Origin of the sequence: Ramlibacter agri (assembly GCF_012927085.1) — a bacterium.
Classification (GTDB): Bacteria; Pseudomonadota; Gammaproteobacteria; order Burkholderiales; family Burkholderiaceae_C; genus Ramlibacter; species Ramlibacter agri.
In genome coordinates, this window is sequence record NZ_JABBFX010000003.1 from 919,519 (window position 1) to 943,350 (window position 23,832).

Annotated in this window: 24 protein-coding genes; 19 read left to right on the forward strand and 5 right to left on the reverse strand. The window is 68.9% G+C overall.

Features of this window, described 5'->3' with window-relative positions:
• The first annotated feature begins 53 nt into the window (after nt 1–53).
• Both HHL11_RS28920 and HHL11_RS28925 read left to right on the forward strand, forming a co-directional pair.
• Nucleotides 54–362 (forward strand): hypothetical protein, encoded by a 309-nt coding sequence (locus tag HHL11_RS28920; protein WP_169422064.1) that lies wholly within the window; start codon nt 54–56, stop codon nt 360–362.
• Nucleotides 363–492: 130 nt separating this feature from the next.
• Nucleotides 493–822, forward strand: a complete 330-nt coding sequence (locus tag HHL11_RS28925) for a hypothetical protein (RefSeq protein WP_169422065.1) — start codon at nt 493–495, stop codon at nt 820–822.
• 1 nt (nt 823) lies between these two features.
• Here the strand turns inward: HHL11_RS28925 and HHL11_RS28930 are convergent, their stop codons facing one another.
• The 3 genes from HHL11_RS28930 to HHL11_RS28940 are packed head-to-tail and all read right to left on the reverse strand — an operon-like array spanning nt 824 to nt 4,128.
• Complete coding sequence (locus HHL11_RS28930) at nt 824–1,882, reverse strand: malate/lactate/ureidoglycolate dehydrogenase (RefSeq protein ID WP_169422066.1); 1,059 nt, start codon at nt 1,880–1,882, stop codon at nt 824–826.
• A gap of 11 nt (nt 1,883–1,893) precedes the next feature.
• On the reverse strand, nt 1,894–3,420 hold the full coding sequence (locus HHL11_RS28935) for a UxaA family hydrolase (RefSeq protein WP_169422067.1): 1,527 nt from the start codon (nt 3,418–3,420) through the stop codon (nt 1,894–1,896).
• A 9-nt stretch (nt 3,421–3,429) separates the two neighbouring features.
• Nucleotides 3,430–4,128: a FadR/GntR family transcriptional regulator gene (locus tag HHL11_RS28940; RefSeq protein ID WP_169422068.1), complete on the reverse strand. Its 699-nt coding sequence runs from the start codon at nt 4,126–4,128 to the stop codon at nt 3,430–3,432.
• Nucleotides 4,129–4,227: 99 nt separating this feature from the next.
• Between HHL11_RS28940 and HHL11_RS28945 the strand changes: the two genes are divergently transcribed.
• Genes HHL11_RS28945 through HHL11_RS28955 form a run of 3 tightly spaced genes read left to right on the forward strand, consistent with a single transcriptional unit; the run spans nt 4,228 to nt 6,591 of the window.
• The gene (locus HHL11_RS28945) at nt 4,228–4,974 is read left to right on the forward strand and encodes an SDR family oxidoreductase (protein ID WP_169422069.1); all 747 of its coding nucleotides are present in this window, start codon (nt 4,228–4,230) and stop codon (nt 4,972–4,974) included.
• The gene (locus HHL11_RS28950; RefSeq protein WP_169422070.1) at nt 4,971–5,717 is read left to right on the forward strand and encodes an SDR family NAD(P)-dependent oxidoreductase; all 747 of its coding nucleotides are present in this window, start codon (nt 4,971–4,973) and stop codon (nt 5,715–5,717) included. Before HHL11_RS28945 ends, HHL11_RS28950 begins: the two co-directional genes overlap by 4 nt.
• Nucleotides 5,718–5,742: 25 nt before the next feature.
• Nucleotides 5,743–6,591 (forward strand): fumarylacetoacetate hydrolase family protein, encoded by an 849-nt coding sequence (locus tag HHL11_RS28955; RefSeq protein WP_169422071.1) that lies wholly within the window; start codon nt 5,743–5,745, stop codon nt 6,589–6,591.
• On the opposite strand, the gene HHL11_RS28960 is transcribed toward HHL11_RS28955, so the two are convergent.
• Nucleotides 6,588–7,391: an amidohydrolase family protein gene (locus tag HHL11_RS28960; protein ID WP_169422072.1), complete on the reverse strand. Its 804-nt coding sequence runs from the start codon at nt 7,389–7,391 to the stop codon at nt 6,588–6,590. The two genes, HHL11_RS28955 and HHL11_RS28960, sit on opposite strands and share 4 nt — an antisense overlap.
• Nucleotides 7,391–8,377 (reverse strand): tripartite tricarboxylate transporter substrate binding protein, encoded by a 987-nt coding sequence (locus HHL11_RS28965; protein ID WP_169422073.1) that lies wholly within the window; start codon nt 8,375–8,377, stop codon nt 7,391–7,393. The genes HHL11_RS28960 and HHL11_RS28965 overlap by 1 nt, the downstream gene beginning before the upstream one ends.
• A 183-nt stretch (nt 8,378–8,560) precedes the next feature.
• Between HHL11_RS28965 and HHL11_RS28970 the strand changes: the two genes are divergently transcribed.
• The 14 genes from HHL11_RS28970 to HHL11_RS29035 all read left to right on the forward strand — a co-directional run bounded on the left by HHL11_RS28970 (nt 8,561) and on the right by HHL11_RS29035 (nt 23,609).
• Nucleotides 8,561–9,742, forward strand: coding sequence for an ABC transporter substrate-binding protein (locus HHL11_RS28970; protein ID WP_169422074.1), 1,182 nt, complete (start codon nt 8,561–8,563; stop codon nt 9,740–9,742).
• Between the two features lie 139 nt (nt 9,743–9,881).
• The gene (locus HHL11_RS28975) at nt 9,882–10,574 is read left to right on the forward strand and encodes a TetR/AcrR family transcriptional regulator (RefSeq protein WP_169422075.1); all 693 of its coding nucleotides are present in this window, start codon (nt 9,882–9,884) and stop codon (nt 10,572–10,574) included.
• Nucleotides 10,575–10,580: 6 nt separating this feature from the next.
• Nucleotides 10,581–12,377, forward strand: coding sequence for an acyl-CoA dehydrogenase C-terminal domain-containing protein (locus HHL11_RS28980; protein ID WP_169422076.1), 1,797 nt, complete (start codon nt 10,581–10,583; stop codon nt 12,375–12,377).
• 113 nt (nt 12,378–12,490) lie between these two features.
• The gene (locus HHL11_RS28985; RefSeq protein WP_342593298.1) at nt 12,491–12,880 is read left to right on the forward strand and encodes a DUF2147 domain-containing protein; all 390 of its coding nucleotides are present in this window, start codon (nt 12,491–12,493) and stop codon (nt 12,878–12,880) included.
• A 15-nt stretch (nt 12,881–12,895) separates the two neighbouring features.
• Entirely contained in the window at nt 12,896–15,346 is a 2,451-nt protein-coding gene (locus tag HHL11_RS28990) for a 3-hydroxyacyl-CoA dehydrogenase/enoyl-CoA hydratase family protein (RefSeq protein WP_169422078.1), read from the forward strand.
• A gap of 11 nt (nt 15,347–15,357) precedes the next feature.
• A complete protein-coding gene (locus HHL11_RS28995) occupies nt 15,358–16,566 on the forward strand; it encodes an acetyl-CoA C-acyltransferase (RefSeq protein WP_169422079.1) in 1,209 nt (402 codons plus the stop codon).
• Between the two features lie 22 nt (nt 16,567–16,588).
• On the forward strand, nt 16,589–17,452 hold the full coding sequence (locus tag HHL11_RS29000; protein WP_169422080.1) for an alpha/beta hydrolase family protein: 864 nt from the start codon (nt 16,589–16,591) through the stop codon (nt 17,450–17,452).
• Nucleotides 17,449–18,258 (forward strand): acyl-CoA thioesterase, encoded by an 810-nt coding sequence (locus tag HHL11_RS29005; RefSeq protein WP_169422081.1) that lies wholly within the window; start codon nt 17,449–17,451, stop codon nt 18,256–18,258. Before HHL11_RS29000 ends, HHL11_RS29005 begins: the two co-directional genes overlap by 4 nt.
• Before the next feature lie 4 nt (nt 18,259–18,262).
• The gene (locus HHL11_RS29010) at nt 18,263–18,994 is read left to right on the forward strand and encodes an SDR family oxidoreductase (RefSeq protein ID WP_169422082.1); all 732 of its coding nucleotides are present in this window, start codon (nt 18,263–18,265) and stop codon (nt 18,992–18,994) included.
• A 2-nt stretch (nt 18,995–18,996) separates the two neighbouring features.
• Complete coding sequence (locus HHL11_RS29015; protein ID WP_169422083.1) at nt 18,997–19,590, forward strand: 2-hydroxychromene-2-carboxylate isomerase; 594 nt, start codon at nt 18,997–18,999, stop codon at nt 19,588–19,590.
• Complete coding sequence (locus HHL11_RS29020) at nt 19,587–20,351, forward strand: enoyl-CoA hydratase (RefSeq protein ID WP_169422084.1); 765 nt, start codon at nt 19,587–19,589, stop codon at nt 20,349–20,351. The genes HHL11_RS29015 and HHL11_RS29020 overlap by 4 nt, the downstream gene beginning before the upstream one ends.
• Before the next feature lie 10 nt (nt 20,352–20,361).
• Complete coding sequence (locus HHL11_RS29025) at nt 20,362–21,198, forward strand: SDR family oxidoreductase (protein ID WP_169422085.1); 837 nt, start codon at nt 20,362–20,364, stop codon at nt 21,196–21,198.
• A gap of 219 nt (nt 21,199–21,417) precedes the next feature.
• Complete coding sequence (locus HHL11_RS29030) at nt 21,418–22,053, forward strand: response regulator transcription factor (RefSeq protein WP_169422086.1); 636 nt, start codon at nt 21,418–21,420, stop codon at nt 22,051–22,053.
• The gene (locus HHL11_RS29035) at nt 22,050–23,609 is read left to right on the forward strand and encodes a sensor histidine kinase (RefSeq protein WP_169422087.1); all 1,560 of its coding nucleotides are present in this window, start codon (nt 22,050–22,052) and stop codon (nt 23,607–23,609) included. Before HHL11_RS29030 ends, HHL11_RS29035 begins: the two co-directional genes overlap by 4 nt.
• Nucleotides 23,610–23,832 lie beyond the last annotated feature (223 nt).

Consider the following 23,832-nt stretch of genomic DNA (forward strand, 5'->3'; position numbering starts at 1 on the left):
CGCCTGCAATCGGGACAGGAACACCAGGTTCCCCATCCCGACAAGGAGTCCCCATGAAGATGAAACATGCAGCCGGGGCGCTGGCCATCGCCGCCGCTTTCGCCGCTCCCGCTTTTGCCGACCAGGCGGTCGTCGCCGCCAGCGGCCCCGTCGTCACTTCCGGCACCGGCGTCGTCGTGACGCCCGGCGCGCCGCTGGTGGCGGTGCAGACCGTGCCGGTGCCCGGCGCCGTCGTCGCCGAGATCGACTCGCACACCACGGTCGACGGCAATCGCAAGACGACCGTCACGCGCTACTGGAACAACGTGCCTCCGGACGTGAAGCGCGACGACGACTTCCGCCGCTGGCAGATGCTGAAGTAAGGCGGACGGCGGCGTTACTTGTGTCGCAAGCCGCAAGTTTCCGCCGCTCCTACAAGCGGCATCAATGGTGGCTGGCGAACGGGCCGGCCAGCTGCGCTCGAATGAGGCCCTTCCCTATCAAGGAGTGCTCATGAACCGCAAACATGCAGTCCTGGCGCTGGCCGCCGTTGCGCTGTCCTCCGCCGCGTTGGCGGACACGGACCTGTCCGTGCTGGGCGCCGGCACGGCCACGATGCCCGACGCCACCGTCGCCATCAGTCCCGCGCCCGCCGACGTCATGGTCGTGCCGGTCGTTCCCTCGGTCAACGGCATGATGGTTGCCGACGCGGGCAGCTACACCACGGTCAGCACGACGCCGGCCGGGGCCAAGGCCACGACGGTCTATCACCGCTACTGGCTCGGCGTGCCTCCCGGCGCGGAACACCGCGCGGACTTCCAGCGCTGGATGCAGCTGAAGTAGGTCAGGCTACGCGGGCGCCGACCTTCGCGCCGGCCGCGACGATCTCGGCCCAGGTCGTGTCGTCGACGGCGATGCCCTCGCGCTCGCGTTGCGATCGCGCGGCGCGCTCCGGTTCGCCCGCGATCAGCACACCCGTGCTGCCGGGCGCGTTCGGGCTCTGGCGCAGCCAGTCGACGAAGCCCAGCGCTTCGCGCGTGAAAGTTTCTTGCGTGCCGAGCTTGCGCGGGTCCACCACCACGGTGAACATGCCGTTCAGCACGGTGCGCGCATGGTCGGCCGGGCGGTGCCAGGTGCCGCCGCCGGTGAGCGCGCCACCGAGCAGCTCGCAGGCCACGGCCATGCCATAGCCCTTGTGTTCGCCGAAGGCGAGCAGGGCGCCGAACATGCCGCCCGGTTGCGGCACGACCACCACGCCGGGGTCGGTGGTGGGCTGGCCGTTCTGGTCGATCAGGTAGCCCGGCTCGACCCGGCGTCCCTCGTTGTAGGCGACGCGCATCTTGCCCTGCGCCACGCGGCTGGTCGCGAAATCCAGCACGAAGGGCTCGCGGCCCGCGAGCGGAATGCCGCAGCAGAACGGGTTGGTGCCGTAGCGGCCATCGCCGCCGCCATAAGGCGCGACCGTGGGCTTGGACAGCACGTTGACGAAGTGCAGCGACACCAGGCCGCGCGCCACCGCCATCTCGGCGAAGTGGCCGATGCGCCCCAGGTGGTGCGAATTGGCCAGCACCATCACGCAGCTGCCGCTGTCCTGCGCACGCTCCATGGCGAGCGCCATCGCCTGCTCACCCACGACCTGTCCGTAGCCGCGCTGGCCGTCGATGGCCAGCAGGCTGGGCGTGTCCACCTTCACCGCGATGCCGGTGTTGGGCTTCAGCCCGCCTTCGAGCACGGCGTCGACGTAGCGCGGCACCATGCCGACGCCGTGCGAGTCGTGGCCGCTCAGGTTGGCGAGCACCAGGTTGTCGGCGACGGTCTGCGCTTCGTCCTTCTTGCTGCCGGCGGCCGTGATGATTTCGGCGACGGTGCGGCGCAGGCGCGCGGCTTCGAATGTCTTGCTCACTCTCGTTCTCCTTACATCACCGCGCCCACTTGCCAGGGCACGAACTCGTTCTGGCCATAGCCGTGTCTTTCGCTCTTGCTCCACTCGCCGGAGGCGGTGGCCAGCACCAGGCGGAAGATGCGCTCGCCCATGTCCTGGATGGAGGCCTGGCCGTCGATGATCTCGCCGCAGTTGATGTCCATGTCCTCCTCCTGCCGCTGCCACAGCGCCGTATTGGTGGCGATCTTCAGCGAAGGCGAAGGCGCGCAGCCGTAGGCCGAGCCGCGGCCGGTGGTGAAGCAGATCATGTTGGCGCCGCCCGCCACCTGGCCGGTGGCGCTGACGGGGTCGTAGCCGGGCGTGTCCATGTAGACGAAGCCGTGCGCATCGACCGGCTCGGCGTATTCGTAGACCGCCTGCAGGTTCGACGTGCCGCCCTTGGCCACGGCGCCCAGTGATTTCTCGAGGATCGTCGTGAGGCCGCCGGCCTTGTTGCCGGGCGAGGGGTTGTTGTTCATCTCGCCTTCGTTGACCTTCGTGTAGTGCTCCCACCAGCGGATGCGCTGCACCAGTTTCTCGCCTACTTCGCGCCGCACGGCGCGGCGCGTCAGCAGGTGCTCGGCGCCGTAGATCTCCGGCGTCTCGGACAGAATGGCCGTGCCGCCGTGCGCCACCAGCAGGTCCACCGCCGCGCCCAGCGCCGGGTTGGCGCTGATGCCGGAATAGCCATCGGAGCCGCCGCACTGCAAGCCGATCGTGATGTGCCTGGCGCTGCAAGGCTCGCGCTTCACGCGGTTCGCGGCCGGCAGCATCTCCTTCACCAGCGCGATGCCCTTCTCCACGGTCTTGCGCGTGCCGCCCGTGTCCTGGATGTTGAACACGCGCAAGGTTTCGCCTTCGCGCAGGCTGCTGTGCGCGAGCCAGGCGTTGATCTGGTTGGCCTCGCAGCCCAGGCCCACCACCAGCACGCCGGCGAAGTTGGCATGCGTCGCGTAGCCGGCCAGCGTGCGCTCCAGCAGCTTCATGCCGGCGCCTTCGCTGTCCATGCCGCAGCCGGTGCCGTGCGTGAGCGCCACCACGCCGTCGACGTTGGGGAAGTCCGCCAGCGCGTCCGGATTCGTCAGGCGCGAGAACTGGTCGGCGATGGCGCGTGCCGCGGTCGCCGAGCAATTCACGCTGGACAGGATGCCGATGTAGTTGCGGGTGGCCACGCGGCCATCGGGCCGCTTGATGCCCATGAAGGTGGCTTCGCGCAATGCGGGCTGCGCCTTGACGTCGGCACCGAAGGCGTAGTCGCGCTCGAAGGCGCCGCCGTCGGGTCCCATCCACAGGTTGTGCGTGTGCACGTGCTCGCCCGGCGCGATGGGCTTGCTGGCGAAGCCGATGATCTGGTTGTAGCGCCGCACCGGCGCGCCGGCGGCGAGAGCGCGCATGGCCACCTTGTGGCCGGGCGGGACCAGGCCCTTGACGGCGACGCCTTCGACGACGCTGCCGCCCACCAGCTGCGAGCGGGCGATGACGACGTCGTCTTGGGGATGCAGGCGGATGAAGGGATTCATGTTCGTTCCTCAGGTTTGCTTGGCCCGCTTCCAGCTGGCGCTGTAGCGGGCGGTGGCTTTCTTCAGGTGCTGCTGCATCGCTGCGCGCGCTGCCTCGGTGTCGCGGGCGCGGATGGCATCGAGCACGGCACCGTGCTCGCCCAGCGCCGCCCGCCAGGAAGCGGGCGTGTCGAAATGGTCGCCCAGGCGCGAGAACAGCGGGCCGTGGCGGGCGCCCCAGTAGCCGCGCACGGTATCCGCCAGCACCTCGTTGCCGCAGGCGGCGGCGATGGCCTGGTGGAAGGCTTCGTCGCCTTCCTGCGGTGACGCTTCCATCTGGTCCAGCGCGGCGGCGATGCCCGCTACCTGCGCCTTCTTCGCATTGCGTGCGGCGAGGGCGGCGACTTCGCCTTCGACCAGCTCGCGCGCCTGCATCACCTGCAGCGGCCCCCATTCGGCCTGGCCGTTGGCGGGACTGCGCGCGGGCGCGCGGGCGGCGGATTGCTGCACGTAGATGCCGGAGCCGGTGCGCACCTCCACCCAGCCTTCCACCTCCAGCGCGATCAGCGCCTCGCGCACCGAAGGCCGGCTGACGCCGAGCTGGCGCGCCAGGTCGCGCTCGGCCGGCAGCCGGGCGCCGGCGCCGAACTCGCCGCCCGCGATCAGGCCGCGCAGCTGGTCCGCGATCTGGCGGTACAGGCGGCTGGATTCGACGGCTTGCAGCGGCATAGGGTTCGGCCCGAGATTGGCCAAGTGGTCAGGCCACTTATCATCGCCCCCAGCGTGGTGCCGCGCATCCGGCACAACCCGAAGGGCAGGAGGACTCCCATGCGACTGAAGGGCAAGACGGCACTGGTCACGGCGGCCGGCCAGGGCATCGGCCGCGCGAGCGCGCTGGCGCTCGCGGCCGAAGGCGCCGAGGTCTGGGCCACCGACGTCAACCCGCGGCTGCTCGATAGCTACGAGGGCGTGGCCGGCGTGCGCTGCGTGCAGCTGGACGTGCTGGACAAGCCGTCCATCGCGCGCGTGATCCAGTCCATGCCGAAGCTGGACGTCCTGTTCAATTGCGCCGGCTTCGTCCACAACGGCACGGTGCTGCAGGCGACCGACGAGGAGTGGAACTTCGCGCTGAACCTGAACGTGCGGGCGCAGTTCTGGGCGATCCAGGCGGCGCTGCCGCGGATGCTGCAGAACGACGACGGCCAGGGCCGCGGCAGCATCATCAACATGGCCAGCGTGTGCAGCAGCATCAAGGGCCTGCCCAACCGCTTCATCTACGGCACCACCAAGGCGGCGGTCATCGGCCTCACCAAGAGCGTGGCGGCCGACTACGTGGCGCATGGCATCCGCTGCAATGCGATCTGCCCGGGCACGGTCGACACGCCTTCGCTGGCGGACCGCATCAACGCCAATGCGGACCCCGTCGCCGCGCGCCAGGCCTTCGTCGCGCGCCAGCCGATGGGGCGGCTCGCGCGGGCCGAGGAGATCGCGCCGCTGGTGGTGTTCCTCGCCAGCGACGAATCGGTGTTCGTCACCGGCCAGGCCTACGCCGCCGACGGCGGCATCACGATATGAACCGGCTCGACTTCGAGGGCCGCCACGCGGTCGTCACCGGCGGCGCCGCCGGGCTCGGCTTCGCCGTTGCGCAGCGCCTGCTGGCCTCGGGCGGCAGCGTGACGCTGTGGGACCGCGACCTCGCGGCCGGCCGCCATGCCACCGAGCGCCTGGGCGCGGGCAGCGCCTTCGTGCAGGTGGACGTGGCCAACGAGGACTCGGTGCGCGAGGCGCTCGAGTCGACGCTGCGGCGCTCGCACCGCATCGATGCGCTGGTGAACAGCGCCGGCATCACCGGGCCCAACATGAAGGTGTGGGACTATCCGGTGGAAGCCTGGCGGGAGGTGCTGGAAGTCAACCTCACCGGCGTCTTCCTCTGCTGCCGCGCGGTGGTGCCGGCGATGCGCAAGGAGGACTACGGGCGCATCGTCAACATCGCCTCGGTGGCCGGCAAGGAAGGCAACCCGAACGCCAGCGCCTACAGTGCCAGCAAGGCGGCGCTGATCGCGCTGACCAAGTCGCTGGGCAAGGAGCTGGCCGACGGCGGCGTGCGCGTGAACTGCGTGACGCCGGCGGCCGTGAAGACGGCCATCTTCGACCAGATGTCCGAGGAGCACATCGCATTCATGCTGGCCAAGATCCCGCTGGGGCGCTTCGGCTTGCCGGAGGAAATCGCGGCGCTGGTCGCCTGGCTCTGTACGGAAGAATGCTCGTTCTCCACGGGCGCGGTGTTCGACCTCTCGGGCGGCCGCGCGACCTACTGACAACTCACCCAAGGAAAACAAGGAAATGAAACTCGTCCGCTACGGCGCCCCCGGCAAGGAAAAGCCAGGCCTGATCGATGAAGACGGCCGCGTGCGCGACCTGAGCGGCGTCGTGCCCGACCTCGGCCCGCAGCAACTGGGGCAGGTGGGCCTGGCGCGCATCCGCAAGGCCAACCCGGCCAAGCTGCCGCTGGTGCGTGGCACGCCGCGTTTCGGCTGCCCGGTGAACAACGTCGGCAAGTTCGTCGCCATCGGCCTGAACTTCGCGGACCATGCCGCCGAATCGGGCGTGGCTATCCCCAAGGAGCCGGTGGTGTTCATGAAGGCCACCAGTTGCATCCAGGGCCCGAATGATCCGGTGATGCTGCCGCGCGGCTCGGTCAAGACCGACTGGGAAGTGGAGCTGGGCGTGGTGATCGGCACCACGGCGCGCTACGTGCCGATGAACAAGGCGCTGGCGCACGTGGCTGGCTACGCGATTGTCAACGACGTGAGCGAGCGCGAGTTCCAGCTGGAGCGCGGCCCGCAATGGGACAAGGGCAAGGGCTGCGACACCTTCGGCCCGATCGGCCCCTGGCTGGTGACGGCCGACGAGATCGCCAACGTGCAGCGCCTGGATATGTGGCTCGACGTCAACGGCCAGCGCATGCAGACCGGCAACACGCGCACGATGATCTTCGGCGTGGCGAAGCTGGTGAGCTATGTCAGCCACTTCATGACCTTGCAGCCGGGCGACGTCATCACCACCGGCACGCCGCCCGGCGTGGGCCTGGGCATGAAGCCGCCGAAATACCTGAAGAAGGGCGACGTGATGACGCTGGGGATCCAGGGCCTGGGCGAGCAGCGGCAGCTGGTGGTGCCGTTCAAGGCCTAGTCGTACAAGCGGCAGCCGGCGGCGCGCACCCGCGCCGCCGCGTCTTCCCCCAGCACCCGGATCACCGGCCACAGCAGCGTGTCGTACGCCGGCAGCGCGTTCGGCGCGAAGCTGGTGTGCGGCCAGTCCGAGCCCCACACCATGTGTTCGCCGAACAGCGTCGCCGCGCGGCGGATCAGCGGATGCAGCGCGCCATAGGGCCGCTCGGCCTGCAGCCGGTACCAGCCTGAAAGCTTGATCCACGCCCCGGCTTGCGCGAGCTGCGCCAGCGCGGTCCAGGCGCGATCGTCCGCGGAAGAGGGCGTCAACCCCGCGAGGTGATCGAGCACGAACACCAAGCCGCACTCCGCCTGCAATTGCGCCAACAGCGGCAGTTCGCCCGCCGCCACGTACCACTGCACATGCCAGCCGCGCTCGCGCAACAAAGGTGCGAGCTGCATCAGGAGACGCTTCGCATCCTCGCGCGCACTGCCCACCGGCGACACGAGGTTGAAGCGCACGCCACGCACCCCCGCTGCGTGCGTCGCATCCAGCTGCGCCGCGTCTTCGTCGCCCGCAAGCACGACGACTCCCCGATGCCGCCCCGGCGACTGCCGCAACGCGGACAGCAGCAGCGCGTTGTCGGTCCCGTACACGCTCGGCTGCACCAGCACGAGATGGCCGCAACCGTTGGCGGCCGCGAGCGCCTCGATCTCCGCGAGCGGACGCGCCACCGGCCGGTAATGCGCGCCCGCAGCGGGCGCGCTGGCGTCGAACACGTGGACGTGGCAGTCCCAGCCTGCCGGAACGGGCGCGGCCATCAGCCTGCGCTGATCTTGCGTTCGCGCACGACGCGCGCCCACAGCGCCTGCTGCGCCCGCAGGAATTCGGCCGCCTTCGCCTCGCCGCCCTCGAAGACCTCGCCGCTCAGGCTGCGCACGCGGCCCAGCACTTCCGGTTCGGCCATCGCCTTGCGGATGGCGGCGGCCAGCTTCGCGCGGATGGCCGGCGGCGTGCCGGCGGGCGCCAGCACCGGGTTCCACTCCAGCACTTCGTAGCCGGGCACGCCCGCTTCCTCCATCGTCGGCACGTCGGGCAGGGCACGGGCGCGCCGCACGCTGGTGACGCCCAGCGGCCGCAGCTTGCCGGCCTGGATATGCCCCAAGGAGGACGCGACGTTGGCGAAGAACAGCGGCACCTGGCCGCCCATCACGTCGTTCAGCGCGGGGCCGCCGCCCTTGTACGGCACGTGCACGAGGTTGACCTTCGCCTTCTCTTCGAACAGCGCGCCCGCCAGGTGCTGGGCCGATCCATTGCCCGAGGATGCATAGGCGATCTGGTTGGGCCTGGCTTTCGCGAGGCGCACGACGTCCTGCACCGTCTTCGCTTCGTACGAAGGCGTGCAGACCAGCACGTTGGGGAAGAGGGCGAGGACCGCGAGCGGCGCGAATGCAGTGTTGGTGTCGTAGGGCAGCTTGGCGAACAGCGAGGGATTGACCGCGAACGAGGACGCATCCAGCAGCAGCTGGCTGCCGTCCGGCGTGGCGCGCGCCACCATGCCGGCGGCGATCTGTCCGCTGCCGCCCGGCCGGTTGTCCACCACCACGGTCTGGCCCAGCGCGTGCGCCATGGGCTGCGCGATCAGGCGCGCCATCAGGTCGGCGCCGCCGCCGGCGGGGTAGGAACAGATCAAGGTGACGGTGCGGCCGCCGGCCACCTGGTCCTGCGCGTGGGCCAGCATGGGCGCGGCCAGCGCGGCGCCGGCGGCTCGCAGCAGCGTGCGGCGGGTGGGTGAAGTCGTTTGCATGTTGTCTCCTCCTCCTGACGGCGTAGTGGACGGCGTCCGCCGCGGCCCAGGATGCGGGGAAACCCGCGGCAAGCTGCCGCCGCGGGTTGCGGCGGCCGAAAATATGAATTCCAGGCCAGGCCTTTACGCGCAGCGCGCCGCGACCTAGAGTCGCGGGCGTTTCAACCGGGGACCGAGTCGAACATGAATACCAGGAAATTGCTGGCCCACGCCGTCGCGGCAAGCCTTGCGGCAGCGTCGGCCCTGGCCGCCACGCCCGCAGCAGCGGCGGACCCGATCAAGGTCGGCCTCATCCTGCCCGTCACGGGCCCGTTCGCTTACATGGGCCGCCAGGTCGGCGCCGGCGTGCAGTTGTACCTGGCGGAGCATGGCGACACCGTCGCCGGCCGCAAGGTGGAGATCGTGCTGAAGGACGACGCCGGCGTGCCGGACAACACGCGGCGGCTGGCGCAGGAGCTGGTGATCAACGACAAGGTCGCGGTGCTGGCCGGCTTCGGCCTGACGCCGCAGGCCTTTGCGGTCGCGCCGATCGCGACGCAGAGCAAGACGCCGATGGTCGTGATGCAGGCGGCGACGTCCTCGGTCACCGAGAAGTCCCCCTACATCGTGCGCACCAGCATGACCTTGCCGCAGGTGACTTTCCCGGTCGCCGACTGGGCGGCCGCCAACAAGGTCAAGAAGGTGGTGTCGCTGGTGTCCGACTTCGCGCCGGGCGTCGATGCCGAGAACACCTTCCGGGACCGCTTCACGGCGAAAGGCGGGCAGGTCATCGAGGCGCTGCGCATGCCGGTGATCACCAACGACTTCTCGCCTTACCTGCAGCGGGCGCGCGACGCCAACCCGGACGCGCTGTTCGTGTTCCTGCCGGCCGGCGATTCGGCGGCCCTCTTCATGAAGCAGTTCGCCGAGCGCGGCATGGGCAAGGCCGGGATCAAGCTGCTGGGCCCCGGCGACATCGTGGACGACGACGTGCTCGGGCAGATGGGCGACGTCGCGCTGGGCACGATCTCGTCGCACCACTATTCCGCCGCGCATCCTTCGGCGCTGAACAAGCAGTTCGTCGAGGGCATCGCCAAGGCCAACAAGGGCATGCGTCCCAGCTTCATGGCCGTGGGCGGCTACGACGGCATGCGCGTCATCATGGAAGGCCTGAAGGCCACCAGCGGCGCCGGCGGCGAGGCCCTGGTCAACGCGATGAAGGGCCAGCAGTTCGAAAGCCCGCGCGGCCCGGTGCAGATCGACCCGCAGACGCGCGACATCGTCCAGAACGTCTACATCCGCAAGGTCGAACGCGTGGACGGCAAGCTCTACAACGTGGAGCTGGAGACCGAGAAGGCGGTGAAGGACCCGGGCAAGGCCAGGTAGGTCCGCCCGGCTGCCCGGCAGCACGCCAACCATGGCCCGCCTCTGGCGGGCCGTTTTCTTTGGGGCCCCCTTCCCAATCCGCGGGGACTTGGTGCAAAATAGAACGACCGTTCGTTTTATTTTCTCCAAGGCCCTCCCCATGTCCGTCACCGAACTCGCGCTGAAGCCGGCCCGTGCGCGCCCGGGCAAGGCCTTGCAGAAAGGCCAGCAGACCAAGGCCGCGATCGTCGACGCGGCCCTCGGCCTGGCCACCCAGATCGGCCTGGAAGGGCTGTCCATCGGCGCGCTGGCCGAAGTGACGCAAATGAGCAAGTCGGGCGTGTTCGCCCATTTCGGCTCGCGCGAGGAACTGCAGATCTCGGTGATCCGCGAGTACCACAACCGCTTCGAGCAGGAAGTGTTCTACCCCGCGATGCAGGCCGAACGCGGCCTGCCGCGCCTGCGCTCCATGTTCGCCCAGTGGATGAAGCGCACCTCGGTGGAAATCGACTCCGGCTGCATCTACATCAGCGGCGCCGTCGAATTCGACGACCGCCCCGGCCCCGTGCGCGACGCACTGGCTTCGTCGGTGCAGACCTGGCACTCGGCGATGACGCGCGCCATCACCCAGGCCAAGGAAGCCGGCCACCTGGACGCCGATGTCGATGAAGAACAGATGCTGTTCGAGATCCACGGCCTGATCCTCGCGCTGCACTACGAAGCCCGCTTCCTCAAGACTCCCGGTTCCATCGCCCGCGCCAACGCGGGCTTCGAGCACATCCTCCAACGCAACGGCGCCGCGCCCGCCCTTGCTTCCCGCCCCCGATCCACCCGTTCCGCCCGCAAGGAGTAAAGAAACATGCCCAGCTACACCCCGCCCCTGCGCGACATGCAGTTCGTGCTGCACGAAGTTGTCAAGGTCACCGACGAACTGAAGGCCTGCCCCAAGCACGCCGACGTCGATGTCGACACCGTCAACGCGGTGCTGGAAGAAGCCGGCAAGTTCGCCGCCGAGGTGCTGCAGCCGCTGAACATCCAGGGCGACACCATCGGCTGCAAGCTGGACCAGGAAACGCACGCGGTCACCACGCCGCCCGGCTTCAAGCAAGCCTATGCCAAGTTCATCGAAGGCGGCTGGCCGGCGCTGAGCTGCGACCCCGAGTTCGGCGGCCAGGGCCTGCCCTTCGCGCTGAACCAGTGCCTGTACGAGATGCTCAATAGCGCCAACCAGGCCTGGACGATGTACCCCGGCCTGTCGCATGGCGCTTACGAAGCGCTGCATGCGCACGGCACGCCGGAGCAGCAGAAGATGTTCCTGCCCAAGCTGGTGAGCGGCGAGTGGACCGGCACGATGTGCCTGACCGAAGCCCATTGCGGCACCGACCTGGGCCTGCTGCGCACCAAGGCCGAACCGCAGGCGGACGGCACCTACAGGATCACCGGCAACAAGATCTTCATCAGCGCCGGCGAGCACGACATGGCGGACAACATCGTCCACCTGGTGCTGGCCCGCCTGCCGGACGCGCCGCAAGGCAGCAAGGGCATCTCGCTGTTCCTGGTGCCCAAGTTCCATGTCAACGCCGATGGTTCGCTGGGCAAGCGCAACGACATCTTTTGCGCCGGCCTGGAGCACAAGATGGGCATCCACGGCAACGCCACCGCGCAGCTGGTGCTGGACGGCGCCGTCGGCACGCTGGTGGGCCAGCCGAACAAGGGCCTGCCCGCGATGTTCGTGATGATGAACGCCGCCCGCCTGGGCGTGGGCAACCAGTCGCTGGGCCTGACCGAAGTGGCGTACCAGAACGCGCTGGCCTACGCCAAGGACCGCATCCAGATGCGGTCCCTCAGCGGCCCGAAAGCCAAGGACAAGCCGGCCGACCCGATCATCGTGCACCCCGACGTGCGCAAGATGCTGCTGACCGCCAAGGCCTATGCCGAAGGCGGCCGCGCGCTGGCCGTGTACTGCACGATGCTCCTGGACAAGGAGCTGTACCACCCCGACGAGAAGGTGCGCAAGGACAGCGAGGAACTGGTCGCGCTGCTGACGCCCGTCGTCAAGGCCTTCCTCACCGACAACGGCCACACCGCCACCAACGCCTGCATGCAGGTGTTCGGCGGCCACGGCTACATCAAGGAATGGGGGATGGAGCAGTTCGTGCGCGACAACCGCATCAACATGATCTACGAAGGCACCAACACGGTCCAATCCCTGGACCTGCTGGGGCGCAAGATCCTCGCGAACAACGGCGCCAGCCTGAAGAAGTTCGGCAAGCTGGTGGCGCAGCTGGTGGAGGAAGAGGGCGTCAACGAGAAGATGGCGGAGTTCATCAACCCCATTGCCTACCTCGGCGACCAGATGACCAAGTTCACCACCGAGATCGGCTTCAAGGCCTTCCAGAACCCCGACGAAGTGGGCGGCGCCGCGGTGGACTACCTGCGCGTGCTGGGCCACCTGGTGTTCGGCTACTTCTGGGCCCGCATGGCGCAAGTGGCGCTGCGCGAGATCGACGCCGGCAACCAGGACCCGTTCTACCTGGGCAAGCTGCAGACGGCGCGCTTCTACTTCGCGCGCCTGTTCCCCGAGACGGCGTCGCTGATGCGCACGGCGCGCGCCGGCGTGGCTTCGCTGCTCGACACCGACGCGGCACTGGCATGAACATGGCCCACCCCCGAAGCGCCTTCGGCGCCTCCCCCTCAAGGGGGCGCCACCAGTGGCCCGGCAAAGCCGGTTCCACGGTGGCCCGCGCATGCGTCATCTGCTTGCTTGCCGTGACGGGCTCCGCCTTCGCCCAGTCCAGCCCCGTGGGCCTGTGGCGCAACATCGACGACAAGACGGGCGAGGCGAAGGCCGAGATCCGCATCACCGACAACGGCGGCAAGCTCACCGGCAAGATCGAGAAGACGCTGAAGAAGGACGCCAAGCCCACCTGCGACGAATGCAAGGACGAGCGCAAGGGCCAGCCGATGGCGGGCCTGGAGATCATCCGCGGCGTGAGCAAGGGCACGGGTGAGGATTGGGAAGGCGGCAAGATCCTCGACCCCGAGAACGGCAAGGAATACACGGTGCGCTTGACGCCCGTCGAGGGCGGCCAGAAGCTGCAGGTGCGCGGCTACCTGGGGCCGTTCTACCGCACGCAGGTCTGGGTGCGGGTGCAATAAGCGCGGAGAGGACACATGTACAAGGAACACGAAGCCAACGCCGCCGTGGCCGCGAAGGCGCCCAAGGCGAGCCGCTTCCAGGTGAAGAAGGTCGCGGTGCTGGGCGCCGGCGTGATGGGCGCGCAGATCGCCGCCCACCTGGTCAACGTCAAGGTGCCGGTGGTGCTGTTCGACCTGGCCGCCAAGGAAGGGCCGAAGAACGGCATCGTCCTCAAGGCCGTCGAGAACCTGAAGAAGTTCAAGCCCTCGCCGTTGGGCGTGCCCGAGGACGCCGCGCTGATCCAGGCGGCGAACTACGAGGAGAACCTGGCGCTGCTGGGCGAATGCGACCTGGTGATCGAGGCGATCGCCGAGCGCATGGACTGGAAGCTCGATCTGTACAAGAAGATCGCGCCGCACGTGGCGAAGCACGCCATCGTCGCTTCCAACACCTCCGGCCTGTCGATCACCAGGCTGTCCGAGGCGCTGCCCGAGTCCATCAAGCCGCGCTTCTGCGGCATCCACTTCTTCAACCCGCCGCGGTACATGTACCTGGTGGAGTTGATCGCCACGCCGACGACGCAGCCGGAGATCCTGGACCACCTCGAGACCTTCGTCACCTCCGGGCTGGGCAAGGGCGTGGTGCGCGCCAAGGACACGCCGAACTTCATCGCCAACCGCGTCGGCATCGCCGGCATGCTGGCGACGATGCGCGAGGTGGAGCGCTATGGCCTCAGCTTCGACGTCGTCGACGACCTCACCGGCAAGAAGCTGGGCCGCGCATCGTCGGGCACCTTCCGCACGGCGGACGTGGTGGGCCTGGACACGATGGCGCACGTCATCAAGACGCTGCAGGACACGCTGAACGCGGACACCGACCCGTTCTACGGCAGCTTCGGCACGCCGGAAGTGTTGAAGACGCTGCTGGAGATGGGCAACCTGGGCCAGAAGGCCAAGGCGGGCTTCTACAAGAAGGTCGGCCGCGACGTGCTGCGCTTCGACCTGGCGAGCAAGCAGTACGTGCCGGGCGGCCAGAAGGCCGACGAGGTCTACGGTCGCATGCTGAAGAAGCCGGCGGCCGAGCGCCTGAAACTGCTGCGCAATGCGACCGGCCCGCAAGGCCAGTTCCTGTGGGCGATCCTGCGCAACAGCTTCCACTATGCGGCCGTGCACCTGGCGTCCATCGCCGAGACCGCGCGCGACGTCGACCAGGCCATGCGCTGGGGCTTCGGCATGAAGCAGGGCCCCTTCGAGCTGTGGCAAGAGGCGGGTTGGCTGCAGGTGGCGCAGTGGATCCAGGAAGATATCGCCGCGGGCAAGACGCTGTCGAATGCGCCGTTGCCGGACTGGGTCTTCAAGGGCCCCGTCGCCGAAGCGGGCGGCGTGCACACCGAGCAGGGTTCGTGGAATCCGAGCGCGAGCCGGTTCGAGCCGCGCCGCGTGCTGCCGGTGTATCAACGGCAGCTGTTCCCCGAACTGCTGCTGGGCGAAGCCGGTCCGCGCTTCCAGAGCGCGGGCACGACCTTGCACGAGGACAAGAACATCCGGCTGTGGACCCTGGACGATGAAGTCCTGATCGCCAGCCTGAAGACCAAGATGCACGTCATCAGCCCCGAGGTCTGCGAAGGGCTGCAGCAGGCGGTGGAGACGGCGGAGAAGGAGTTCCAGGGGCTGGTGATCTGGTCGGGCGATGAGCCCTTCAGCGCCGGCGCCGACCTCGAGTCCACGCTGCCAGCCTTCATCGCCGTGGGAGTGGCCGCGATCGAAGACGCGGAAGGTTTCATGCAGCAGACCATGCTGCGCCTGCGTTATGCGAGCGTGCCGGTGGTGTCCGCGATCCGCGGGCTGGCGCTGGGCGGCGGCTGCGAACTGGGGCTGTATTCGGCCAAGCGCGTCGCGCACATGGAAAGCTACATCGGCCTGGTCGAAGTGGGCGTGGGCCTGGTGCCGGGCGCCGGCGGCCTGACCTACATCGCGCGCCGCGCGGCGGAGAACGCCGCGACGAGCACCGACAAGGACCTGCTGAAGTTCGTCACCGAAGGCTTCACGGCCGCGGCGATGGCCAAGGTGGGCACCAGCGCGCTGGAGTCGCGCAAGCTGGGTTACCTGCTGGAGAGCGACATCGTCGTCCCGAACAAGGACGAACTGCTGTACGTGGCCGTGCAACAGGCCAAGTCCATGGCGGACTCGGGCTGGCGCGCGCCGCTGAAGCGGATGTTCCCGGTCGGTGGCCGCAGCGCCAAGGCGACGATCCAGGGCCAGCTGGTGAACATGCGCGACGGCGGCTTCATCAGCCGCCACGACTTCCACATCGCCTCGCTGATCGCCGGCGTGGTGACCGGCGGCGACGTCGACGCGAACACGATGGTCACCGAGGAATACCTGATGACCCTGGAACGCCGCGCCTTCTGCGAACTGGTGCAGCACCCGAAGACGCAGGAGCGGATCCTGGGGATGCTGAGCACGGGGAAGCCCGTTCGGAATTGAGGATTGATTCGATGAGCAAACAGATCCAGGACGCCTACATCGTCGCCGCGACCCGTACGCCTATCGGCCGGTCGCACAAGGGTTTTTTCCGCAATACGCGGCCCGATGACCTGCTGGCCACCGTGCTGAAGGCGGCCATGGCGCAGGTGCCGGGGCTGGACCCGCATGCGGTGGAAGACATCATCTGCGGCTGCGCCATTCCCGAAGGCCCGCAAGGCCTGAACGTGGCGCGCATCGGCGCCGTGCTCGCCGGCCTGCCCAAGAGCGTGGGCGGCATCACCGTCAACCGCTTCTGCGCCTCCGGCCTGGCCGCCGTGCAGATGGCCGCCGACCGAATCCGCGTCGGTGAAGCCGACGTGATGATCGCCGCCGGCACCGAGAGCATGAGCATGGTGCCGATGATGGGCAACACGCCTTCGCTGTCGCCCACCATCTTCTCCGACCCGGACGACATCGAAAGCTACGGCATCGCCTACGGCATGGGCCTCACCGCCGAAAAGGTGGCGCAGCAGTGGAAGGTGAGCCGCGAAGCGCAGGACCAGTTCGCTTACCAGTCGCACATGAAGGCCGTGGCCGCCATGCAGGCCGGCGAGTTCGCCCGCGAGATCACCGAAGTGGCGGTGGACGAGCGCAGCCTCGACCTGGAATCGGCCGACGTGAGCATCGCCACCCGCAAGGTGAACCTGGACGAAGGCGCGCGCCCCGACACCACCGTCGAAGCGCTGGCCAAGCTGCGCCCCGTGTTCGCCGCGCGCGGCAGCGTCACCGCCGGCAACAGCTCGCAGACTTCCGACGGCGCTGGCGCGCTGATCCTCGCCAGCGAGGCCGCCGTCAAGCGCTTCGGCCTGCAGCCGCTGGCGCGCTTCGTCAGCTACGCCAGCCGCGGCGTGCCGCCGCACATCATGGGCATCGGCCCGATCGAGGCGATCCCGGCGGCGCTGAAGTCGGCGGGCCTGAAGCACCAGGACATCGACTGGATCGAACTGAACGAAGCCTTCGCCGCGCAGTCGCTGGCCGTGATCAACACGCTGGGCCTGGACCCCAGCAAGGTCAACCCCATGGGCGGCGCCATCGCGCTGGGCCACCCGCTGGGCGCGACCGGGGCGATCCGCTCGGCGACGGTGGTGCATGCGCTGCAACGCAAGAACCTGAAGTACGGCATGGTCACGATGTGCGTGGGCATGGGGCAGGGCGCGGCCGGGATCTTCGAGCGCGTCTGACCTTCTTCCAGCAGGAGGACGGATGGAGAAAGTGACGCTTCTCGCCGCCGACGGCGTCCCGCTGGCGGCGCGCATCTACGAAGCCCAGGCGCCGCTGCACGGCAACGTCGTCATCGGCGGCGCCATGGGCGTGCGGCAGGACTACTACGCGCGCTTCGCGCAGTGGCTCGCGCGCCAGGGCTGGCGCGTCCTCACCTTCGACTACCGCGGCAGCGGCGACTCAGCGCCGCCCAGCCTGCGCGGCTACCAGGCCGACCTGTTCGACTGGACGCGCGACTACGAAGCGGCCATCGACGATGCGCATGCCGCGCACCCCGACCTGCCGCTCTACCTGCTCGGCCACAGCCTCGGCGCGCAACTGCCCGGGCTGCTCGCGAACCAGGGCAAGGTGGACGGGCTGCTGTCCATCGCGGCGGGCAGCGGCTACTGGCGCGAGAACGCGCCGCAACTGAAGCGCGTGGTGCCCTGGTTCTGGTTCGTGCTGGTGCCGCTGGCCACCCGACTCTTCGGCTATTTCCCCGGCCGCATGCTGCGCAAGGTGGGCGACCTGCCCACGGGCGTGGTGCTGCAGTGGCGCCGGTGGTGCCTGGACCCGCAGTACAGCGTCGGCGCCGAAGGCGAACTGGCGCGACTGGCCTATGCCCGCGCTCGTTTCCCCGTGTTCGCGCTGTCCATCGACGACGACGAGCTGATGACGCTGCGCGGCACGCACAGCCTGCTGGCCCTCTACGAAAACGCGCCGCGTCAGGTGCAGCGCATCGCGCCGGCCGACCTGGCCGTGCGCCGCATCGGCCACTTCGGCCCCTTCCGCAGCGAGCACGAGACCAGGCTCTGGCCCCGCATGGCCGGCTGGCTGCAAGACCTCGGAGCCCCCGCAACAGCATGAGCGAAGCACCGCACCCTTTCGACACCGCGATCGCGCTGCAAGCCGAAGGCGGCGCCTTCCACGGCAGCACCAGCCCCGCCTACGCCAACATGATCGGCCCCTACGGCGGCATCACGGCGGCCCAGGCGCTCGCGGCCATCCTGCAGCACCCGGACCGGCTGGGCGAGCCCATCGCCTTCACCATCAACTTCGCCGCGGCGCTGGCCGACGGCGCTTTCGAGATCCGGCCGCGCGCCGCCCGCACCAACCGCTCGACGCAGCACTGGACGCTGGAGATCGTGCAAGGCGACGGCGTGGTCGCCACCGCCACCGCCGTAACGGCGACGCGCCGCGAGACCTGGAGCGGCCACGAAGCCGAGATGCCCGAGGTGCCGCGCCCGCTGGACGTGCCGCGCACCCCGCGCCGCGGCGTCGAATGGCTGAACCGCTACGACATGCGCTTCCTCGCCGGCTTCATCCCGCGCGACTGGAAAGGGCAGGAGACGGACGACAGCCTGACGCGGCTGTGGGTGCGCGACGATCCGCCGCGTCCGCTGGACTTCGCTTCGCTCACCGCCGCCGCCGACGTCTTCTTCCCGCGCGTGTGGCTGCGCCGCGCCACCTTCACGCCCATCGGCACCGTGTCGATGAGCGTCTATTTCCACGCCACCTCCGAGCAGCTGCAGGCCACCGGCGACGGCTGGCTGCTGGTGCAGGCCAAGGGCCAGGGCTTCGGTGGCGGCTATTTCGACCACAGCGGGCAGCTGTGGAACGAGGCGGGCGAACTGCTCGCCACCACGCACCAGGTCGTCTACTTCAAGGAGTAAGGACATGCCCGATCGGAACCCGGTTGCGGTGGTGATAGGCGCGGGCGACGCCACCGGCGGCGCCATCGCGCGCCGCTTCGCCCGCGGCGGCTACTCCGTCTGCGCCACGCGCCGCAACGCCGACAAGCTGCAGCCCTTGCTGGAACAGATCCGCGCCGACGGCGGCCAGGCCCATGGCTTCGGCTCCGACGCGCGCGAAGAGGATGAAGTCGTCGCGCTGTTCCGGAAGATCGAGGACGAGATCGGGCCCATCGAGGTCTTCGTCTTCAACATCGGCGCCAACGTTCCGACCAGCATCCTCGAAGAGACGGCGCGCAAGTACTACAAGGTCTGGGAGATGGCCTGCTTCGCCGGCTTCCTGACGGCGCGCGAAGCAGCGAAGCGCATGGTCACGCGCGGCAAGGGCACCATCCTCTTCACCGGCGCGACGGCGTCGCTGCGCGGCGGCGCCAACTTCGCGGCCTTCGCCGGCGCCAAGCACGCCTTGCGCGCGCTGGCGCAAAGCATGGCGCGCGAGCTGGGCCCGCGCGGCATCCACGTGGCGCATGTCGTCATCGACGGCGCCATCGACACGGCCTTCATCCGGGACAACTTCCCGGAGCGCTATGCACTGAAGGAAAAAGAAGGCATCCTCCAGCCCGAACACATCGCCGACAGCTACTGGATGCTGCACAGCCAGCCGCGCGATGCCTGGACCCACGAACTCGACTTGCGCCCCTGGATGGAGAAATTCTGATCATGGCTTCGAAGACCGTGGAGTTCTGGTTCGACCTCGGCAGCCCCGCCGCCTACCTGGCGTGGACGCAACTGCCGGCGCTGGCACGCGAAACCGGCAGCGCCGTGGTGCATCGCCCCTTCCTGCTGGGCGGCGTGTTCCAGGCCACGGGCAACCGTTCGCCGGCGGAAGTCCCCGCCAAGGGCCGCTACATGATGGACGACCTGCGCCGCTTCGCTCGCCGCTACGGCGTCCCCTTCGACTCCAACCCGCACTTCCCGATCAACACGCTGACCTTGATGCGCGGTGCGCTGGGCCTGCAGATGCGCGAGCCCGATCGCATGCCGGCCTACGTCGATGCGATCTATCGCGCCATCTGGGTGGAGGGCCGCAACATGGGCGAGCCCGCCGTCGTCGGCCGCGTGCTGCAGGAAGCCGGCTTCGACCCGCAGCGCTTGCTGGCGCTGGCGGGCGACCCGGAAGTGAAGGAGCAGCTGAAGGCGGTGACGCAGGACGCGGTACAACGCGGGGTATTCGGCGCGCCGACCTTCTTCGTCGGCGAGCAGATGTTCTGGGGCCAGGACCGGCTCGATTTCGTCAAGGAAGCATTGCAATGAGCGACATCCGTGTCCACGCCGAAGCCGGCGTGATGACCATCACCTTCAACCGCGCGGAGCGCAAGAATTCCATCACGGCTGCCATGTACGGCATGCTGGCCGACGCGCTCGCCGCCGCGCAGGCCGATGCCAACGTGCGCGTGGTGGTGCTGCAAGGCAGCGAGACCATCTTCTCGGCCGGCAACGACATCAACGATTTCCTGAACAACCCGCCGGCGGGCGCGGAGTCGCCGGTGTCCCGCTTCCTGCGCGGCATCGCCACCTTCCCGAAGCCGCTGCTGGCCTGCGTCTGCGGGCCCGCGGTGGGCATCGGCACCACGATGCTGTTCCACTGCGACCTGGTCTACGCCGGCGACAACGCGGCGTTCTCCATGCCCTTCGTGAACCTCGGCCTGTGTCCGGAAGCGGCGTCCAGCCTGCTGGTGCCGCAGATGCTGGGCTACCACCGCGCGGCCGAAGCGCTGCTGCTCGGGGAACCCTTCATGGCCGAGGCCGCCCTCGAAGTGGGCCTGGTCAACCGCGTGCTGCCGCCCACCGAAGCGCACGGCTATGCGCAGGCGCAGGCGAGGAAGCTGGCGGCCAAGCCGCTGTCGGCGCTGATCGAGACCAAGCGCCTGATGAAGGCCGGCAAGCAGGAAGCCGTGCTGGCCCGCATGGACGAAGAAGGCGCGGTCTTCGGCCGCATGCTGCGCGAACCCGCCGCGCGCGAGGCCTTCACGGCCTTCATGGAAAAGCGGCGTCCCGATTTCAGCAAGGTCTGAGGAGCGCCCGATGAACCTGCACGGCAAGACCCTCTTCATCACCGGTGCCTCCCGCGGCATCGGCCTGGCCATCGCGACGCGCGCGGCGCGCGATGGCGCCAACGTCGTGATCGCGGCCAAGACTTCGGATCCCAATCCCAAGCTGCCCGGCACCATCCACAGCGCGGCGGAGGAAATCCGCGCCGCCGGCGGCCAGGCGCTGCCGCTGCAGGTGGACATCCGCGAGGAGGGGCAGGTGCTCGCCGCCGTGAAGCAGGCCGTGGAAGCCTTCGGCGGCATCGACATCCTGGTCAACAACGCCAGCGCGATCAGCCTCACCGGCACCGAGCAGACGCCGATCAAGCGCTACGACCTGATGAACCAGATCAACGCGCGCGGCACCTTCCTGTGCACGCAGGCCTGCCTGCCGGAGCTGAAGAAGTCGGCCGCGGCCGGCCGCAACCCGCACGTGCTGACCATGTCGCCGCCGCTGTCGATGAAGACCAGGTGGTTCGCGCCGCACACGGCCTACACGATGGCCAAGTACGGCATGAGCATGTGCACCCTGGGCCATGCCGGCGAGTTCCGCCAGTACGGCATCGCCGTCAACAGCCTGTGGCCGCGCACCGCCATTGCCACCGCCGCCTTGCAGATGATCCCCGGCGTCGACCTCGCGCGCTGCCGCAAGCCGGAGATCCTGGCCGACGCGGCTTACTTCATCCTCACGTCCGACGCGAAGGACGTCGCCAACAGCGGCAACTTCTTCATCGACGACGAACTGCTGGGGCGCCACGGCGTGACGGACCTGGAGCGCTACTCCGTGACGCCGGGCACGCGGGATTTCATTCCCGATTTCTTCGTGGACTGACCAGGCCTTGCCGGCGGGCCCGGCAGGGTAGGCCGCCTGGCTTACGCAGTTGCCATCTCGCTGGTATTAGTCAATTTGCCTAGGCATGCGGGGGCCCGGCAGGCGCCGCAGTAAATATTCCGCGCCGCGCCCATGTTGCCCTTCGTTTGCGTGCGGCGAGGCCGGCCGCGCGCAAACCGCATGGGACACTCTCGCCCCCTTCGAAGCCGGAACACAGGATTGCCCACCGCTGCCTTGCGGGTCGTGCTTGCCGACGACCACGACCTCGTCCGCTCGGCCCTCCAGGCCTTGCTCCTCTCCATTCCCGGCGTCCAGGTCACCGGCGAAGCGCGTGACGGCATCGAGCTGCTCGCGCTGCTCGAATCCGCGCCGGCCGACCTGGTGCTCACCGACATCTCGATGCCCCGCATGGACGGCATCGAGGCGACGGCGCAGATCCGCGCGCGCTTCCCGGGCGTGAAGGTGCTCGCCGTGTCCATGTACGACAGCGCGGACTTCGTCCAGCGCGCCGTGGGCGCCGGCGCCTGCGGCTACCTGATGAAGCAGGCGAGTCCCGCGGAGCTCGCCGAAGCGCTGCGTTCGATCGTGGCGACCGGCAGCTACTTCAGCGCCCCGGTGGCGCGACTGCTGATGCAGCCTACCGAGCGCGCGGCCGACGACGACCTGACCGGCCGCCAGCTCGAAGTGCTGAAGTGCATCGCCGGCGGCCTGTCGGCCAAGGAGATCGCCTTCCGCCTCGGCCTGAGCCGCAAGACGGTGGACGTGCACCGTGCCCGCATCATGGACCGCCTGCAGGTGAGCGACGTCGCCAGCCTGACGCGCTACGCCCTGCGCCAGGGGCTGATCGCGCAATGAGCGCCGGGCCGGCCAGCCGCGAGGGCGCCTGCGATGGCGAGGTCGAGGAACTGCTGGACAGCATCCGGCGCGCCAAGGGCCGCCTGCGCGAACTGCTGGTCGAACGCGAAACGCAGCTGCGCATGGCGGCGCGCCTGGCCTCGGTGGGCGCGTGGCGGGTGGTGCTGGCGCCCCTGCGCTTCCTGCCTTCGGCGGAATGGCTGCGCCTGCTGGCGCAGGGCACGGATGGCGCCGTCTCGCTGACCGGCGCGCTGCGCCTGTTCCCGCGGCCGGCGCGGCGTACGCTGCTCGCGCACGTGCGCGACGGACTGCGCGGCCACGCCGGCTTCGATCTCGTGGTGCCTGCCCGCACCCTCGCCGGCGAGCGCATCCACCTGCGCCTGATCGCCGAGCCCGAGTTCGACGCTACGGGTGCGCTGGCGGCGCTGCATGGCGCCTGCCAGGACGTCACCGAACAGGTGGCGCGGGAGCGCGAGGCCACCGGCCTGGCGCTGCGGCTCGCCAACACCGTGGAGAGCATCACCGACGGCCTGCTGAGCCTGGACCGCGACTGGCGCGTCACTTACGTCAACGCGGCGGCCGAACGCATCCTGCGCTGCCGCCGTGAACCGATGGCGGGCCAGGTGCTGTGGCAGGTGTTTCCCCACGCGGTGGGCGGCGTCTTCCACCATGAGTGCGAGCAGGCGCTGGCGGAGAACCGGCCGCGCGTGTTCCAGTCCTTCCTGGAAGGGCTCGGCATCTGGCTGGAAGTGCGCGCCTATCCGACGGGGCAGGGGCTGGCGGTCTACTTCACCGACGTCACGCAGCAGCGGCTGCTGCAGGAGGAACTGGCGCGCCACCAGCGCGGCCTGGAGCAGCTGGTGCAGGAGCGAACGCAGGAACTGCGCAACGCCAACGATGAACTCGCCGCCTTCACCATGGCCGTCGCGCACGACCTGCGGGCGCCGCTCGCGGCCATCGAAGGCTTCAGCCGCGCATTGCAGGAGCGGCTGCCGGCGCACGACGACCGGGCGCAGCACTATGCCGATCGGACCGCTGCGGGGGTGGAACGCATGGGCGACATGATCGACGCGCTGCTGGCGCTTTCCCGCGTGGGGCAGACGCCGCTGGAGCGGCGCCCCATCGACTTGAGCGCGCTGGCCGCGGAGGTGGTGGAACAGCTGCGCGCGGCCGACCCGCTGCGGCAGATCAAGGTGGAGATCACGCCGGGCCTGCAGGCCAGCGCCGACCCGCGCCTGCTGCGCACCGTGCTGGAGAACCTGCTGGGCAACGCCTGGAAATTCACCCGGCGGACGGCCGGCGCGCGAATCAGGTTCGGGCTGGCCGGCGACGGCGCCTTCTGCGTCGCCGACAACGGCGCGGGCTTCGATCTCGCCTATGCGCACAAGCTGTTCACGCCATTCCAGCGCTTCCATGCGCAGGAGGACTTCCCGGGCACCGGCGTCGGGCTGGCCGCCGTGCGCCGGGTGATCCAGCGCCACGGCGGCACGATCAGCGCGGAGTCGGCGGCGGGAGAGGGCGCCACGTTCCATTTCACGCTGGCGCCGGCGGGCTGAGCGCCGGCAACGCCGCGAGACTCTGCACAGAAGCTTACGATTTTCTGCGCCGAAACTGGTAGGCATTCTCTCTGTCCAACCCGCAAATTGGCGTGCCAGAAAGTATTCACGCCGCTGGCGGGAGGCTGCAGCAATTTCAAACTTTGAATCAAAGTTGTAGGGCGTTTCCCGACGAACTAGTCGGCATGCCTGACAGGGATAAGCGATGTTCCTATGGTGGTTA